We start from the raw sequence: 14,525 nt of genomic DNA on the forward strand, positions 1-14,525 counted from the left end.
GATAGTTTCGGTTGCATGTTTTGTTCCATACTCCTCCTGCTAGACGGGCCGCCAGGCGCCCTGAACGATCCGACGCGACACCTCGGATCTCCGGCGGCGTTGACGCGCCAGGTTCATGTCGAGCGGATATTTCTCATCAGTGATTTGGAGGCATCACCATGATTTCCACAATTCAGGCGTTTCCAACCACCGACGGCATCTTCGTGGTTTGGGAGGTCGCGGCAATGATCCCGGATTGCCTCGGCTTTGCGCTCTATCGTCAGCAGCAGGGCAAGAGCGCGACCGTCGTCGACACCTGGGTCGGGTTCGAGGATCAGGTGCAGGGCCACAAGGCGGGAGATCATCGTCCGAGCACCGAATGGCCGGTGCAGAAAACGAACTGGACCGATTTCCTGGCCCCGGCCGATGCACCGGTCCGCTATGGCGTCGTTCCGGTTCTCAAGGACGGCGCCACCAAGGTGAAGCCCGCCTACAGTGCGCCGGCGACATGGACCGACTACGTCTCGGCCACGCCGTCGGGCCCGCTCAAGCCATGGTTCAACCGCGGCACGATCTCGGCACAATGGCTGTCGCGCGCGATCGGTACTACGCCGAAAGCCTCCCAGACCCTGGAGAAGGCGATCTCCACCAAGGGCAACAAGATCCGCGACTTCCTCAAGGGCGAGCTGGGCGCGCGCCTCCTCATCCTGCTCGCCGGGGCCAAGAAGGATAAAGTCGACGTCTATGTCGCGCTTTACGAGCTCAACGATCCCGAATTGATCGCCGCGCTGACTGCGCTGAAGGGCAAGGCCCACGTCGTGCTCGGCAACAGCACCGGCAAGTCCGACGCCACCGCAAAGGAGACCGAGAAGAACGCCGGCGTGCTGAAGAAGGCGGGCGTCGACATCGTCCGCCGCAAGATCGCACCAAGCCGCTACGCCCACAACAAGTTCGCGGTGTTCTGCGACGGCGCCGAGACACCGAAAGTGGTCTGGACCGGCAGCACCAACTGGACCCGGACCGGATTGTGCACCCAGAACAACAATGGGCTCGAGATCACCGACGACAAGATCGCGGCAGCCTATCACGCGCATTGGAAGGCGATCTACGCCGACGGCAGCAAGTCGCCGAAGGCGCTGGCTGTCGCCGGCGATCACGAATGGCCATTCACGATCGGCAACTCGAACGTCAGCGTCTGGTTCACGCCGACCACGAAGAGCGGCGATCTCAAGGAAGCGACCAAGATGATCGAGGACGCCGAGCATGGCGCGGTGTGCCTGATGCTCAATCCCGGCAACAAGGGCCTGCTCGGCCCGATCCTGGAGAAGGCGCAGGACAGGAATCTCTATGTACGCGGGGTGCTCAACAATTTCCCGGCGCAGGGCAAGGACAGTCCGAAGGATCAGCTGCAACTGCTGGCCGGCAGCGGCCAGCAGCAGGTCTTCAAGGGCAAGCAGATTGCCGACGTGATCCGGCCCGCCGGCATCGACAAGACCGCCGACTGGTGGCAGCACCAGATCAAGAACACCGGAAAATTCATGATCGCCGTGCACAGCAAGGTGATCGTGCTGGATCCGGCCGGCAAGAACCCGGTGGTCATGACCGGCTCGCACAATTTCTCCGACCGCGCCAGCACCAAGAACGACGACAACCTCGTCATCATCAGAGGCGATTCACAGCTGGCGCTGACCTACGCCGCGCGCATCATCAGCATCTACGGCCAGTATCGCTGGCAGGCCTGGCGCAACACGCCGGAAGGCCAGAAGGACAAGGGTCTGAAGCGCAGCGACACGTGGCTGAGCAACCGCATCGGCAAGGGCTGGGCGCAAATCGAAACCCGGTTCTGGCTCGGAACGGCCTGAGGCCGGCGATCCATCATGACATGCGGGGAGCGTTGCCGCTGCCCGCATGATCCTCACCGTCAAACTACGCCGCGCGGCCGACCGAGGCGTCGAGGTGCTTCAGCTTCGGCAAGACCTCCTGCTTCAGCAGCCGCAGCGAATTGTGCCAGGCCTCGGGCTTGTGCTTGTAGTCGAAACCGAACACCAGCAGCACGCCGAAGCCGCCGACCTCCTGATAGATCTTCTCGATCTTCTCGGTGACGGTCGCGGGCGAGCCGACGATCCAGTTGTTGCGGGCGCAATATTCGACCGTGACGTCGCTATCGGGCACGTCGGGCGACGCTTTCAAATAATCCTTGAAACCAAAGTGGCCGAGCAGCGGCAGGAAGTACTCGCCCATCATCCGGCCCATCATGTCGCCGGTCGAGAGCTTCCATGCCTCCGCGTCGGTGTCCGCGACGAAGACCTCGCGCACCATCCGCCAGTCCTTGCGGCTCGGCTTGCGGCCGGTCTTGGCGGCGCCGGCTTCCACCGAGTCCCAGTGACTGCCGACATAGGCGGGATTGAGGTTCAGGCTCATCGGGATGAAGCCACGCTCGCCTGCGAGCTTCAGCGTATCCGAGTTCTTCGACAGGCCCGCGACGCCGATCGGCGGATGCGGCGCTTGCTGTGGCTTGATGTGCGGTTTGAGGAAGTCGAACATCGTGTCCGGCTTGGTCACCGTCCAGAACTTGCCCTTGTGGGTCCACGGTGCCGGCTCGGTCCACATCTTCAGGATGATCTCGAGCGCCTCGCGGGTCATGTCGCGGTTCTGGCCGGACATGCCGTCGACATTGAACATTGCCCAGTCGCTCGGCAGGCCTGAGGCCGCCACGCCGAAGTTGAGCCGTCCGTTCGAGAGATGATCGAGCATCGCAACGCGGTTCGCGAGTTCGGCCGGATGATGATACGGCAGGAGGAAGCCGCCGGGGCCGATGCGGATGTTCTTGGTCTGCAGCAGTGCCTGCGCGATCAACAGATCGGGCGACGGATGCGGCTCCCAGGGCGCGGTGTGGTGCTCGCCGATCCAGGCTTCCTGATAGCCGAGCTCGTCCAGCCAGCGCAGCACCTGCAGATCCCAGTCGTGGCCCTCCTTCAATCCGCACTCCGGCGGATGCGACGGCATCGCGAAGTATCCGAGTTCCATGGGTTTCCTCTCTTTGTTCGATACGTGTCTTCCGCACGCGCTCCGGAGAGTACCTGCCCCGGCTACGGCAGAACAATGGCTTTGTCGCATGCGGCCCGGCCGGGAATTACGCGTAGGGCGTTCCCTTCAGCATGACCGCGATACCCGAAAAGCTGCGCTCCATGATCTGCAGGAAGGCCTCGCGTGTCGAGGCCGCCGATCGGCGCGCCTTGTGCTCGCGAAGCCCTTCCGCATAGGCGACGGTCACAGCCGTGACCACCATCGATGCGGCGAGCCGGGCGTCGGCATCGGCGAGCGGCCGCTTGATGGCGCCCGCCAGCACGGTCGCAAGATCATCGATCAACTCGTCACGCATCTCGCGCGCCCGCGCCGAGAGCGCCGGGCTTTCGGCGACGGTGCGCCAGAATTTCGCCGTTGCATCGGTGAACTTTGCGAACGGATGCGCGCGGTCCGCCAGGCCCTGCACCAGCTTGCGCAGCGTCATCAGCGGCGCTTCGCCGGGCGGTCGCTCGGCAAAGGCGGCCTTCAGAATCTGGCGGCTTTCTTCCTCACGGTCGAAGAACAGATCTTCCTTGCGCGGAAAGTAATTGAACACCGTCATCCGGGAGACCTCGGCGGCCTCGGCAATCTCGGCCACCGAGACATTGTCGAAGCCGCGCGCCACGAACAGCTCGGTGGCGACATCCGAGATCGCCTGGCGCGTCGCCTCCTTCTTCCGCTCCCGCAATCCGTCCCGATTTGACATGCAGGAATTTGTACCATACAAAATATTGTACTGAGTATAAATTTATGGTGACGACTTGACGCGTGAACGGACGGATGTGGTTGTGGTCGGCGCCGGGCCGACCGGATTGCTGCTCGCGATCGAATTGACCCTGGGCGGCGCCGACGTGATCGTGATCGAGCGGCTGGCGGAGCCCGACCAGACCATCAAGGCCGGCGCGATCGGCGCCCTCGCCGGCGAAGCGCTGCAGCGCCGTGGCCTTGCCGAGGCGATGAATGCGGTCGAACGCAGCATGGCGGACAGCATGTCAAGGCTCATGAAGAGTGCCGACGGCGAGTCGGAGCTGCCGTTCAAGAAATTCGGCGGTCACTTCTCCGGTATCTTCGGGATCGACCAGACGCGTCAGCGCGAGCCGGACCGGCGGTTGCGGGGCGTGAACCAGCAAGCGCTGGAGAAAATGCTCGGCGAGCGCGCCTGCACACTCGGCATCGCGATCAGGCGTGGCTGCGAGCTGACCGATTTCGAGGATACCGGAGACGGTATGCTGACGAGGGCAAGGGACGCGTCCGGCGATGTCGAGCTGCACGCCGCGTATCTGGTCGGCTGCGACGGCGGACGCAGCGCGGTGCGCAAGCGCGCGGGTTTTGATTTTCCGGGCACCGAACCGAGCCTCACCGGACACCAGGCCATCGTCGACCTCGATCATCCGGATCGTCTGCTCCCGGTCGGCTGGCGGCGAACGCCCGTCGGCATGATGGCCTATGGACCGATTCCCGGCCGGGTGTTCCTGGCCGAGTTCGACGGACCGCCGGCGGATCGCAGCGCGCCGGTGACGCGCGAGGAGATCGAGACCACCCTGCGCCGGATCAGCGGCGCCGACGTCCGTGTCACCGCCGTCAAGACCGCCACCCGCTTCACCGACAATGCGCGACAGGCCGACAGCTATCGCAGGGGTCGTGTGCTGCTGGCTGGCGACGCCGCGCATGTGCACTCGCCGTTCGGCGGACAAGGCCTCAATCTCGGCCTGCTCGATGCGGCCAATCTCGGCTGGAAGCTCGCGGCGGTCGTCTGCGATCGCATGCCGGAAAGCCTGCTCGACAGCTACACGGCAGAGCGCCATCCGATCGCGGCAAAGGTGCTCGCCAACACCCGCGCCCAGGTTGCGCTGATGCGGCCGGATGTCATGACGGACGCCCTGCGCGACATCGTAGCCGACCTGATGAGCGGCGACGAGGGCACCCGCTACTTCGGCGAAATGATCAGCGGCATCAAGATCCGCTACGACCTCGGCAGCGATCATGCATCGGTCGGCCGGCTCTCCGGCAATTTCGCGCTCGGCGACGACGGCGCGGAAACAACGCTGTTCGATCAGATGGAGGACGGCAGGGCGGTGCTGATCGATGCAACGGGTGGGGCCGCGTCAGCAATCGCAGCCCGCTGGGACATGTTCGTCCGATGCGTATCAAGGCGCGCCGGCCCATCGCTGCTGATCCGCCCCGATGCCTGCATCGCCTGGGTGGCCGACGGCGAGGACTTGGCGGGCCTCGACGCCGCGCTGACGCGCTGGTTCGGACCCGCCATGCCGTGACCTCGCGGCGAGACGCTGCGTCAGCGCGTCCCGAACGTGGTCTTGCCGAACAGCGCCTTCTGCGTCGAGGGCTGCGAGCGCCAATATTGCGGCGGCGCGCTCACCTCGCCGCCAAGCTCGGCGGCGGCGTGCCAGCCCCAGCGCGGGTCGTAGAGCATGCCGCGGGCGAGCGCGATCATGTCGGCCTTCCCTGACGCGACAATCTCCTCGGCCTGCTTCGCTTCGGTGATCAGGCCGACCGCCATCGTGGTGACGCCGGTCGCCTCCTTCACCGCCTGCGCCGCCGGCACCTGGTAGCCCGGACCGAGCGGAATCTTCTGCAGCGGCGACACACCGCCGGAGGAGACGTCCATCCAGTCGACGCCACGCTTCTTCAGCTCCTTGGCAAATTCGATGGTCTGCGCGAGATCCCAAGCGCCCTCGACCCAGTCGGTCGCCGACACCCGCATGCCGATCGGCTTGTGATCCGGGAATACCGCGCGCACCGCGTCGAAAACTTCCAGCGGGAAGCGCATGCGGTTTTCGAGCGAACCGCCATAGCGGTCGGTCCGCTTGTTGGCGATCGGCGACAGGAACTGGTGCAGCAGATAACCATGCGCGCCGTGCAGCTCGAGCGCATCGATGCCGAGCCGGTCTGCGCGCTTCGCTGACGCGACAAAGGCCTCGCGAATGCGCTTCAGGCCGGCGTCGTCGAGCGCCAGCGGCGGCGCCTCGCTTTCCTTGTGCGGGACATCAGATGGCCCAACCGTCTGCCAGCCGCCTTCGGCAACCGGGATCAGCTGCCCGCCCTCCCAGGGACGCTGGCTCGAAGCCTTGCGGCCGGCATGGGCGAGCTGCATCGCGACCGCGGCCTTCGAATGCTTGCGCACCGAGGCCAGGATCGGCTTCAGCGCAGCCTCATTGGCATCGCTGTAGAGGCCGAGGCAGCCCGGCGTGATCCGCCCGATATCCTCGACATGGGTGGCCTCGATGCAGAACATCGCGGCGCCCGACAGCGCCAGCATGTTGATGTGGGTGAAGTGCCAGTCATTGGCGGAGCCGTCGACGGCCGAATACTGGCACATCGGCGAGACCATGATCCGGTTGGAGAGCTTGAGGCTGCGCAGTTCGATCGGCGAAAACAGGGTGCTCATGCGAGGGATATCCGGGATCGGGGAAACGGCCAGGATAAGATAGAGGCGGCCGCCGCGATCACCAACTGCCGCGGTCGCCGAACGGGCCGGGGCAGATCAGCAATGCGATAACGGGGCCCCGCAGGCCGGCACCTCAGTCCACCAGCGTGAACTGCAACAGCAAATTGCGCTGGATCAGGGAGAAATTGTCGTCGGAAACCATCGTCAGCACGGTCTCGCCCTCATCAGTGACATGGGCGTCGATGCCTTCCATGTTGTCGATCTCGTTGCCGAGATCGGCATTGAAGATCGCCGGACCATCGACGACGGCGCCGGGCGCGATATCAGACAAAGCGAGGCGGCGGATGCGAATGCCGGCGCCGCCGAGCCAGGAGAATTTCCGCTCCAAAATCAACAGATCGCCCGACGGCAGCAGGACCGCGTCGCTGATGTCGAAATTCTCAGTGCGGCGGACGCTGAACTGGCCCGGCGTCCTGCCGCCGACCAGGAAGGCGATCAGGTTGCCGCCGGTATCGAGGCCACGCTCCGACAGCGCGATCAACGTTCCTGCGAGCGGCAGACCCTTAGGCACGAAGACGAGCGCCTCGAGCCCCTTGTTGATGGGCAGCTTGCGCGCCGCCGCGGGCAGCGGCACCACCTCGCCACGCGCGCGGGTGAAGCCCTTGGCGAAATCGTAGCGCAGCACCTGGTTGACCCGCTCGAGCCCGACATAGGCAATGGAGCCGTCCAGCGCGAGCGATTCCGAATCGTACCAACCGCGGGTCGCGGTAATCGGCTTGCCGTGGGCGTCGAGCAGTGGCGCCGCCTCGACATCGTCGAGCCCGGCCATCTCCCGGCCGCGATAGACGATGCGGCCGGTGAACCAGGTGCCCTGGTCGCTGACCGCGATGAAGTGCTCGCCTTTGGCATCGAGCCGCAGCGCGGACAGGCCGCCGAAGCCGGTGAACGACGAGGTCAGGATCAGGCCGCTGCGATATTCCAGCGCGCCGAACCGCACCCGGGCACGATCGCGGATATCGAACGACGGCAGCGGCCGTGCGTTGACCTCGACAGCTGCGGGTTCGTCGACGCGGTGACGGCCCGGCCTGCCGGGCGGTCCCGGTGTCAGCGCCGGCTGGCTCGCGCCCTGCGCCTCTGCGAGACGCGGCAATGCTGCGGCCGACAGCCCCGCCGCCACACCTCTCAGGAAAAGGCGACGGCTAGAGCCTTGTCCGTTCCGATTGAATCGGAACGGGGCTCTAGATTCTAGTTTTGACGCGTTTTCTTTACGCGAACCGGTATCCACTTCGCTCGAAAACGCTCTAGGCGGTGAGCGCATGTCTCACGAGTGGAGGCGGCGCCGCGTGCCCGGTGCGGGCGCCGAGCCGTGGGTCTCGCTGAACAGCTCGGCGAGCTTTTCGGTGATGGCGCCGCCGAGCTCTTCTGCATCCACGATGGTGACGGCGCGGCGATAATAACGCGTCACGTCATGACCGATGCCGATCGCGATCAGCTCGACCGGCGAGCGGGTCTCGATCTCCTCGATGATGTGGCGCAGGTGCCGCTCGAGATAGTTGCCGGGATTGACCGACAGCGTGGAATCGTCGACCGGCGCACCGTCGGAGATCATCATCAGGATGCGGCGCTGCTCGGGACGCGCGAGCAAGCGCTTGTGCGCCCAGTCGAGCGCCTCGCCGTCGATGTTCTCCTTGAGCAGGCCCTCGCGCATCATCAGACCGAGATTCTTGCGCGCACGACGCCACGGCGCATCCGCCGACTTGTAGATGATGTGGCGCAGATCGTTGAGGCGGCCGGGATTGGCCGGCTTGCCGGCCGCAAGCCACGCCTCCCGCGACTGCCCGCCCTTCCAGGCGCGGGTGGTGAAGCCCAGGATCTCGACCTTGACGCCGCAACGCTCCAGCGTGCGCGCCAGGATGTCGGCGCAGGTGGCGGCAACCGTGATCGGACGACCGCGCATCGAGCCGGAGTTATCCAGCAGCAGCGTCACCACGGTGTCGCGGAAGGTCGCCTCCTTCTCATGCATGAAGGACAGCGGATGATAGGGATCGGTGACGACGCGCGACAGCCGCGCCGGATCGAGGATGCCTTCCTCGAGGTCGAAGTCCCAGGCGCGGTTCTGCTGCGCCATCAGGCGGCGCTGCAGGCGGTTGGCGAGCCGCGCCACGATGCCCTGCAGATGCGCGAGCTGCTTGTCGAGATAGGAGCGCAGCCGCTCGAGCTCGTCGTGATCGCAGAGATCTTCCGCGGCGATCACCTCGTCGAACTTCGGCGCAAACGCATGATATTCCGGACCACGCGGCTCGTTCTGGCCGCGCGAATTCGGCCGTGTCGCCTCGCCCGGCGTCTCGTCGTCGCCGAGCTCGCCGTCGTCGAACGTGTCTGACGTGGAGGCCTGCGCGCTCTCCATCGCGCTTTCGCTCATCTCTTCCGCGCTCGTCTGGGCCTGGTCGGCGCTCATCTCCTGCGCGGCGTCGGAATCGGGCGAACCCTCGGCACCGGACTGATCGTTCTCGCCGTCCTGGTTCTCGTCCTGATCCTCGTCGTCGTCGGAATCCATGTTGCGGTCGTCGCCGAGATCGAGCGCCGACAGCAGATCGTGGACCATGTCACCGAACCTCGCCTGGTCCTCGGTGAAACGGCCGAGCTGGTCGAGCCGCGAGCCGATCTTGTCCTCCAGCGTCGGACGCCAGAGATCGACCATCTTCTTGGCGGCCGCGGGCGGCGCCATGCCGGTCAGGCGTTCGCGCACCAGCATCGCCAGCGCATCCGACAGCGGCGCATCGGCGCGGTCGGTGATCTCGTCATACTTGCCGCGGTGGAAATGATCGTCCAGCATCGCGGTGAGGTTCTTCGCAACGCCGGCCATCCGCCGCGAGCCGATCGCCTCGACGCGCGCCTGCTCGACCGCCTCGAACACGCCGCGCGCCTGCGGATTGCCCGGCATCAGCTTGCGATGCACCTTGGGATCGTGACAGGCGATCTTGAGCGCGATCGAGTCGGCGTGGCCGCGTACGATCGCCGCATCGCGCTTGGTCATCTTGCGCGCTGGCTCCGGCAGCCGCGCCTTGCCGGGCGCAAGCCCCGGCCGCTCGGCGGCAAAGGTGACCTCGAGCTCCGGCTTCTTGGCGATCGCCTTCAGGCACGCCGACACCGAGCGCTTGAACGGCTCGGTAGGCGCTTCCTTCGATCCGGGACGGAATTTGATATTGGAGGTTGTCATAGCGATTTCGTAAACCAGTGGCGCGTGACGCCGCCGGGATACCCCTCAATCGAACCGAACTCTTTATATCCATTGGCGCGGTAGAAGCCCGGCGCCTGGAAGCTCATCGTATCCAGATAGGATTGCGTCGCTCCGAAGCGCCGCGCCTCGTCTTCGATCGCCTTGATCAGCTTCGCGCCAAAACCCTTGTTGCGAAACTTCTGCTCCATCCAGAACAGCTGGATGAACAACACCGCGGTCCAGACCTCGCCGACGATGCCACCGACGATCTCGTCGCCTTGCCGCAGCGAGATGGCGAAGCGCTTGTACTTCTGCTTCCCCATCTTCTCGTTGTTGTAGCGGAGCAATCCGCCGAGCACCGCTTTCTTCGTCTGTGTGACTGTGCGCTCGACGGAGATTTTCGGCATGGACTAGCTGAGCGCCACGTTGACCGAGGATTCCGGCAACTCGACGTTGAAGCAGCGCTGGTAGAACTCGGCGACCAGCGGCCGCTCCAGCTCGTCACACTTGTTGAGGAAGGTGACGCGGAACGCGAAGCCGATGTCGTTGAAGATGTCCGCGTTCTCGGCCCAGGTGATCACCGTGCGCGGGCTCATCACCGTCGACAGGTCGCCATTGGCGAACGCGTTGCGGGTGAGATCCGCCAGCCGCACCATCTTGTTGACGATGTCGCGGCCCTCCTGGGTGCGATAGTGCTTCGCCTTCGCCAGCACGATCTCAACTTCCTCGTCATGGGCGAGGTAGTTCAGCGTGGTGACGATCGACCAGCGGTCCATCTGGCCCTGGTTGATCTGCTGGGTGCCGTGATAGAGGCCCGAGGTGTCGCCGAGGCCGACCGTGTTGGCGGTCGAGAACAGGCGGAACGCCGGGTGCGGCTTGATCACCTTGTTCTGGTCGAGCAGCGTCAGGCGGCCGGAGACTTCCAGCACGCGCTGAATCACGAACATCACGTCCGGGCGGCCGGCATCATATTCGTCGAACACCAGCGCGATGTTGTGCTGCAGCGCCCAGGGCAGGATGCCGTCGCGGAATTCCGTGACCTGCTTGCCCTCCTTGACCACGATGGCATCCTTGCCGACGAGATCGATACGGCTGATATGGCTGTCGAGGTTGACGCGCACGCAGGGCCAGTTGAGGCGGGCCGCAACCTGCTCGATGTGAGTCGACTTGCCGGTGCCGTGATAGCCGGTGACCATCACGCGGCGGTTCCTGGCAAAGCCGGCGAGGATCGCGAGCGTGGTGGCGCGGTCGAAGCGATAGTCGCTGTCGACTTCCGGCACATGCGGATCGACCGCGGAATAGGCGGGAACTTCCAGATCGCTATCGATCCCGAAGACCTGCCGAACCGACACCTTCATGTCGGGCAACCCGACGGGTTCTTGCGCTTTGGTCTGGACGGCCGTCGTCATTCATCCTCCGAGGTCCCGGGCATTCCCGAAACCAGATTTAGGTCATTTGGCTGCGGATGGGGTGCTACGCACAAGCCTAGCAGAGAGCATCGGCCGGCAGAAGCCCACGGGCAAATCAAAGTTCCGTTGTTGTATCATAAAGATAGGCGCGAAACTCGGTTTTTGGAAGGCTGCTCTGCAAATCCCGCCGTACTTTCGCCGCAGCGCCACGGCGGCTTGTCCGCAGGCACTTTTCAGCCCGGCGGGGAGTTGTTAGCTCTCGGACCTGTTTCATCGCCACCCAGGAATTCTGTGACTTCATTCCTTGACCCTTTGATCGCGTTCGTTTCGGCCCATGCCTGGCTCGCCTATCTGACGTTGTTTCTGGCCGCCCTGCTGGAGGCAGTCCCGGTGGTCGGCTCGCTAGTGCCGGGCTCGACCATTATCCTGGCGCTGAGCGCGCTGGTCCCGGGCGGCGAATTGAAGCTCGTGCCAGTGCTCGCCGCCGCTGCCGCCGGCGCGATGCTGGGCGACGGCACGGCCTATCTGATCGGCCATCGCAGCCAGCGCGAGATCCTGTCGGCCTGGCCGCTCTCCAATTATCCGCGGGTGGTCGCGCAGAGCGAGGCCTTCTTCAACCGCTGGGGCGTGCTCGCGGTGTTCTTCGCCCGCTTCGTGCCGCCGATTCGCGCCTTTGTGCCGATCACCGCCGGCGCGCTCGACATGCCGCCGGCGCGCTTCTACGCAATCAACATCCCCGCGATCCTGCTCTGGGCACCGGCGCATGTGTTGCCCGGCGTGCTCGCCGTCACCGCGCTGCACGATTATGCCGGCCTGCCGCATCATCAACATGTCGGCAAGCATCTCTGGATGTTCGCGGTCGCCGGCGCTGCCGTCATCCTGTCGCTGGCGATCTGGACCATCCGCCGCCGGCATGGCAGCGGACTGATCGAACCGGCCAAGCCGGCAAAATAGCTAGATGCTATTGGTGGTGCCGGCCCGCCCCGGTGCCGGGCCGACATAACGCGCGCGGGGCCTGATCAGCTTGCCGAGCTGAAGCTGCTCGCTGGCATGCGCGATCCAGCCGACGCTGCGGGCCATCGCAAACAGCGCGAGCTCGCTGCCTGCGGGCATCCGCAGCGCATGGACCAGCACCGCCAGCGCGTAGTCGATGTTGACGAACTCGCCGGTTGCTTCCGCGATCCGATCAGGCACTTCCCTGGTGAATTTGCGCGGCGCGCCGGCCCGCGTCAGGGCCTCGAGCAGCGAGATCGCGCGCGGATCGCCCTTCTTGTAGACGCCGTGCCCGAAGCCGGCGAAACGCTCGCCGAGCGCAACCCGCTCGCGGACCACAGGCGCAACGTCGTTGTCAATCATGGTCTTGACCAGACGCGAGGCGAGCACGCCGGCGCCGCCATGCATCGGCCCCTTCAGCGCGACGAGACCTGCGATCACAGAGTCGTACAGATTGAGGCCGGTCGATGCCGCGCAGCGCGCCGTGAAGGTGGAGGCATTCAGTTCGTGATCGGCGAGCAGCACCAGCGCGCGGCGAATCAGGTCGGGCGCGTGCTTGTTATCCGGCGTCCAGACCCGCGCCACCTGTTCATGCAGCGGCTCGGCCGATGGCACAGCGTTCAGCATGGTCGCAACCAGCAGCCGCAGGATGCGCCCGCCGACCATCGCGCGTCCATCCGGCGCGCGGGTGAAGGCGCCGGGATCGGCACTCGCCGCCAGCGCCAGCACGGCGACCGTGCGGTCGATCGGCTGGGCGCGCCGCGCGGCCTCGGCGATCGCACGCATTTCATCGGAGACATGCGGGCAATTGTCCGACGCGAACGGATCGACGCCGGTGACGTCCCACAGCAGCGTCGCGGTGTGCTCCAGCGTGTCGCGTTGGGCGAGATCGACGCAGTTCACGCCGCGATAGATCGGGCCCTGCTCGGTGATGGTTGCGATTGCGGAATCCATCACCGGCAGGTCGGCGTCGAAATTGCGAAAGCCGCGCGGCTCCGGTGACGGCACGCGGCGCTCCTTCAACCCCCTGATGTCCTCGGCGCGGTAGCGGTGGCTGCGCGAATCCGGCGATGGCTCGGAGCGGATCAGGCCGCGGCTGACATAGGCGTAAAGTGTCGCCGGCGAGATCGCGAGCTCGGCTGCGGCCTCGCGGGCGGAGAGGTAAAGCTCGGCGGATTTTTTCATATTGATTGATATAATCAAGATTGATCAACCCGTCGAGAGGCCCGACCTTGAAGGGGTGAAGCAAGGAGATCGGGCCATGAACATGATTCTCACCAAGAGCCAGATCGGTCTGGACGGCGTTCCCGCCGCCGAGACCGTGTTGAGCCATGTCGACGGCGAGCGCGGCGAACTGATCATCGCCGGCGAGCACGTCGCCAGCCTCGCGGGCAAGTCGAGCTTCGAGGGCGTCACGGCGCGGCTGTGGAACGGCGCCACCGGCAAGTCGCTGAGCGAAGCCAATGTCCGCGCCAGCCTCGGCGCCGCCCGCGAACGCGCCTTCGCCCGGCTGCCGGACCTGCTGCCGGCGACGCGCGGCGTGTCGATCGTCGACGGCTTCCGGGCCGCGATCGCCGGCCTGCGCGGCGAGAACGGGCTGGAGCACGAGGCGACCATTGTCGGCGCCTTCCCGGTGATCGCGGGCGCCCTGGCGCAGCACGCCAAGGGACATGCCCCGATCGCGCCGGACCCGAATGCCAGCCACGCCGCCGACACGCTGCGGATGCTGCGGGGGCGCAAGGCCGAGCCGCGCGAGGTTGCGGCGCTCGACGCCTATTTCGTCACCGTCTGCGACCACGGCATGAACGCATCGACCTTCACGACGCGGGTGATCGCGTCGACCCAGGCCGATCTGTTCGCGGCCATCACCGGCGGCTATTGCGCGCTGACCGGCCCGCTGCATGGCGGCGCGCCGGAGCCGGTGCTGGAGATGCTGGACGCAATCGGCACCCGTGAGCGCATCAAGCCCTGGGTCGACGGCGCGCTGGCGCATGGCGAACGGCTGATGGGCTTTGGCCATCGGGTCTATCGCGTACGCGACCCGCGCGCCGACGTGCTGAAGATCGCCATCGAACGCCTCGAGGCCAGCGGCGCCGACCTGCCGTTTGCCGGCGAGGTCGAGGCCTATATCCGCGCAGCGCTGCGCAAGAAGAACCCGGAGCGGCCGCTCGAGACCAATGTCGAGTTCTTCACCGCGATCCTGCTCGATGGGCTGGAAATCCCGCGGCAGGCGTTCACGCCGATCTTCGCCACCGCCCGCGCCGCCGGCTGGACCGCACACGCCTTGGAGCAGCGGCGTACCGGACGGTTGATCCGGCCGAGCTCTTCGTATGTCGGTGCGGTGCCGAAGGACTGAGAGCTAACCGTAGCCCGGATGGAGCGCAGCGAAATCCGGGAGCGGTGTGACCACGGATGGAAGAGCCCCGGATTGCGCTGCGCTCCGTCCGGGCTA

12 protein-coding genes are annotated in these 14,525 nt (G+C 65.5%); 4 read left to right on the plus strand and 8 right to left on the minus strand.

Translation table 11 applies throughout. The annotated features are described in order from the left end of the window. Positions 1 to 158: 158 nt before the first annotated feature. Complete coding sequence (locus JQ573_RS30205; RefSeq protein ID WP_212311920.1) at positions 159 to 1,841, plus strand: phospholipase D-like domain-containing protein; 1,683 nt, start codon at positions 159 to 161, stop codon at positions 1,839 to 1,841. A gap of 64 nt (positions 1,842 to 1,905) precedes the next feature. On the opposite strand, the gene JQ573_RS30210 is transcribed toward JQ573_RS30205, so the two are convergent. Together JQ573_RS30210 and JQ573_RS30215 are read right to left on the minus strand one after the other, a co-directional pair. Then, positions 1,906 to 3,006 carry an LLM class flavin-dependent oxidoreductase gene (locus JQ573_RS30210; protein ID WP_097671068.1) on the minus strand — a complete coding sequence of 367 codons (1,101 nt, stop codon included), beginning with the start codon at positions 3,004 to 3,006 and terminating at the stop codon, positions 1,906 to 1,908. Between the two features lie 106 nt (positions 3,007 to 3,112). Continuing rightward, positions 3,113 to 3,751 carry a TetR/AcrR family transcriptional regulator gene (locus JQ573_RS30215; protein WP_212311921.1) on the minus strand — a complete coding sequence of 213 codons (639 nt, stop codon included), beginning with the start codon at positions 3,749 to 3,751 and terminating at the stop codon, positions 3,113 to 3,115. A 55-nt stretch (positions 3,752 to 3,806) separates the two neighbouring features. Here JQ573_RS30215 and JQ573_RS30220 point away from each other — a divergent pair, with 55 nt between their 5' ends. Continuing rightward, on the plus strand, positions 3,807 to 5,318 hold the full coding sequence (locus JQ573_RS30220; RefSeq protein WP_212311922.1) for an FAD-dependent monooxygenase: 1,512 nt from the start codon (positions 3,807 to 3,809) through the stop codon (positions 5,316 to 5,318). Between the two features lie 20 nt (positions 5,319 to 5,338). Here JQ573_RS30220 and JQ573_RS30225 read toward each other — a convergent pair whose 3' ends face one another. From JQ573_RS30225 to cobS, 5 genes are all read right to left on the minus strand, one after another. Continuing rightward, positions 5,339 to 6,451 carry an NADH:flavin oxidoreductase/NADH oxidase gene (locus JQ573_RS30225; RefSeq protein WP_212311923.1) on the minus strand — a complete coding sequence of 371 codons (1,113 nt, stop codon included), beginning with the start codon at positions 6,449 to 6,451 and terminating at the stop codon, positions 5,339 to 5,341. A 133-nt stretch (positions 6,452 to 6,584) separates the two neighbouring features. Continuing rightward, the gene (locus JQ573_RS30230; protein ID WP_312011675.1) at positions 6,585 to 7,628 is read right to left on the minus strand and encodes an esterase-like activity of phytase family protein; all 1,044 of its coding nucleotides are present in this window, start codon (positions 7,626 to 7,628) and stop codon (positions 6,585 to 6,587) included. A gap of 144 nt (positions 7,629 to 7,772) precedes the next feature. Further along, a complete protein-coding gene (gene cobT, locus JQ573_RS30235) occupies positions 7,773 to 9,671 on the minus strand; it encodes a cobaltochelatase subunit CobT (protein WP_212311925.1) in 1,899 nt (632 codons plus the stop codon). Further along, the gene (locus JQ573_RS30240) at positions 9,668 to 10,078 is read right to left on the minus strand and encodes a GNAT family N-acetyltransferase (protein ID WP_095731654.1); all 411 of its coding nucleotides are present in this window, start codon (positions 10,076 to 10,078) and stop codon (positions 9,668 to 9,670) included. The genes cobT and JQ573_RS30240 overlap by 4 nt, the downstream gene beginning before the upstream one ends. Before the next feature lie 3 nt (positions 10,079 to 10,081). Then, positions 10,082 to 11,080, minus strand: a complete 999-nt coding sequence (gene cobS / locus JQ573_RS30245) for a cobaltochelatase subunit CobS (RefSeq protein ID WP_092120091.1) — start codon at positions 11,078 to 11,080, stop codon at positions 10,082 to 10,084. Between the two features lie 291 nt (positions 11,081 to 11,371). On the opposite strand from cobS, the gene JQ573_RS30250 reads away from it, so the two are divergent. Then, complete coding sequence (locus JQ573_RS30250) at positions 11,372 to 12,034, plus strand: DedA family protein (protein WP_212311926.1); 663 nt, start codon at positions 11,372 to 11,374, stop codon at positions 12,032 to 12,034. Here JQ573_RS30250 and JQ573_RS30255 read toward each other — a convergent pair whose 3' ends face one another. Beyond that, the gene (locus JQ573_RS30255; protein ID WP_212311927.1) at positions 12,035 to 13,258 is read right to left on the minus strand and encodes a citrate synthase family protein; all 1,224 of its coding nucleotides are present in this window, start codon (positions 13,256 to 13,258) and stop codon (positions 12,035 to 12,037) included. A gap of 76 nt (positions 13,259 to 13,334) precedes the next feature. On the opposite strand from JQ573_RS30255, the gene JQ573_RS30260 reads away from it, so the two are divergent. Next, positions 13,335 to 14,429, plus strand: coding sequence for a citrate synthase/methylcitrate synthase (locus JQ573_RS30260; protein ID WP_212311928.1), 1,095 nt, complete (start codon positions 13,335 to 13,337; stop codon positions 14,427 to 14,429). The last annotated feature ends 96 nt before the right edge of the window (positions 14,430 to 14,525 follow it).

The organism is Bradyrhizobium sp. AUGA SZCCT0105, from assembly GCF_018129565.1.
Lineage (GTDB): Bacteria > Pseudomonadota > Alphaproteobacteria > Rhizobiales > Xanthobacteraceae > Bradyrhizobium.

What these genes read in the sequence shown, in the direction of transcription:
- JQ573_RS30215 (WP_212311921.1), bottom strand. Translation starts at nt 3,751, where the DNA reads ATGTCAAATCGGGACGGATTGCGGGAGCGGAAGAAGGAGGCGACGCGC.
- cobS (WP_092120091.1), bottom strand. Translation starts at nt 11,080, where the DNA reads ATGACGACGGCCGTCCAGACCAAAGCGCAAGAACCCGTCGGGTTGCCC.
- JQ573_RS30260 (WP_212311928.1), top strand. Translation starts at nt 13,335, where the DNA reads ATGAACATGATTCTCACCAAGAGCCAGATCGGTCTGGACGGCGTTCCC.
- cobT (WP_212311925.1), bottom strand. Translation starts at nt 9,671, where the DNA reads ATGACAACCTCCAATATCAAATTCCGTCCCGGATCGAAGGAAGCGCCT.
- JQ573_RS30240 (WP_095731654.1), bottom strand. Translation starts at nt 10,078, where the DNA reads ATGCCGAAAATCTCCGTCGAGCGCACAGTCACACAGACGAAGAAAGCG.
- JQ573_RS30225 (WP_212311923.1), bottom strand. Translation starts at nt 6,451, where the DNA reads ATGAGCACCCTGTTTTCGCCGATCGAACTGCGCAGCCTCAAGCTCTCC.
- JQ573_RS30255 (WP_212311927.1), bottom strand. Translation starts at nt 13,258, where the DNA reads ATGAAAAAATCCGCCGAGCTTTACCTCTCCGCCCGCGAGGCCGCAGCC.
- JQ573_RS30205 (WP_212311920.1), top strand. Translation starts at nt 159, where the DNA reads ATGATTTCCACAATTCAGGCGTTTCCAACCACCGACGGCATCTTCGTG.
- JQ573_RS30210 (WP_097671068.1), bottom strand. Translation starts at nt 3,006, where the DNA reads ATGGAACTCGGATACTTCGCGATGCCGTCGCATCCGCCGGAGTGCGGA.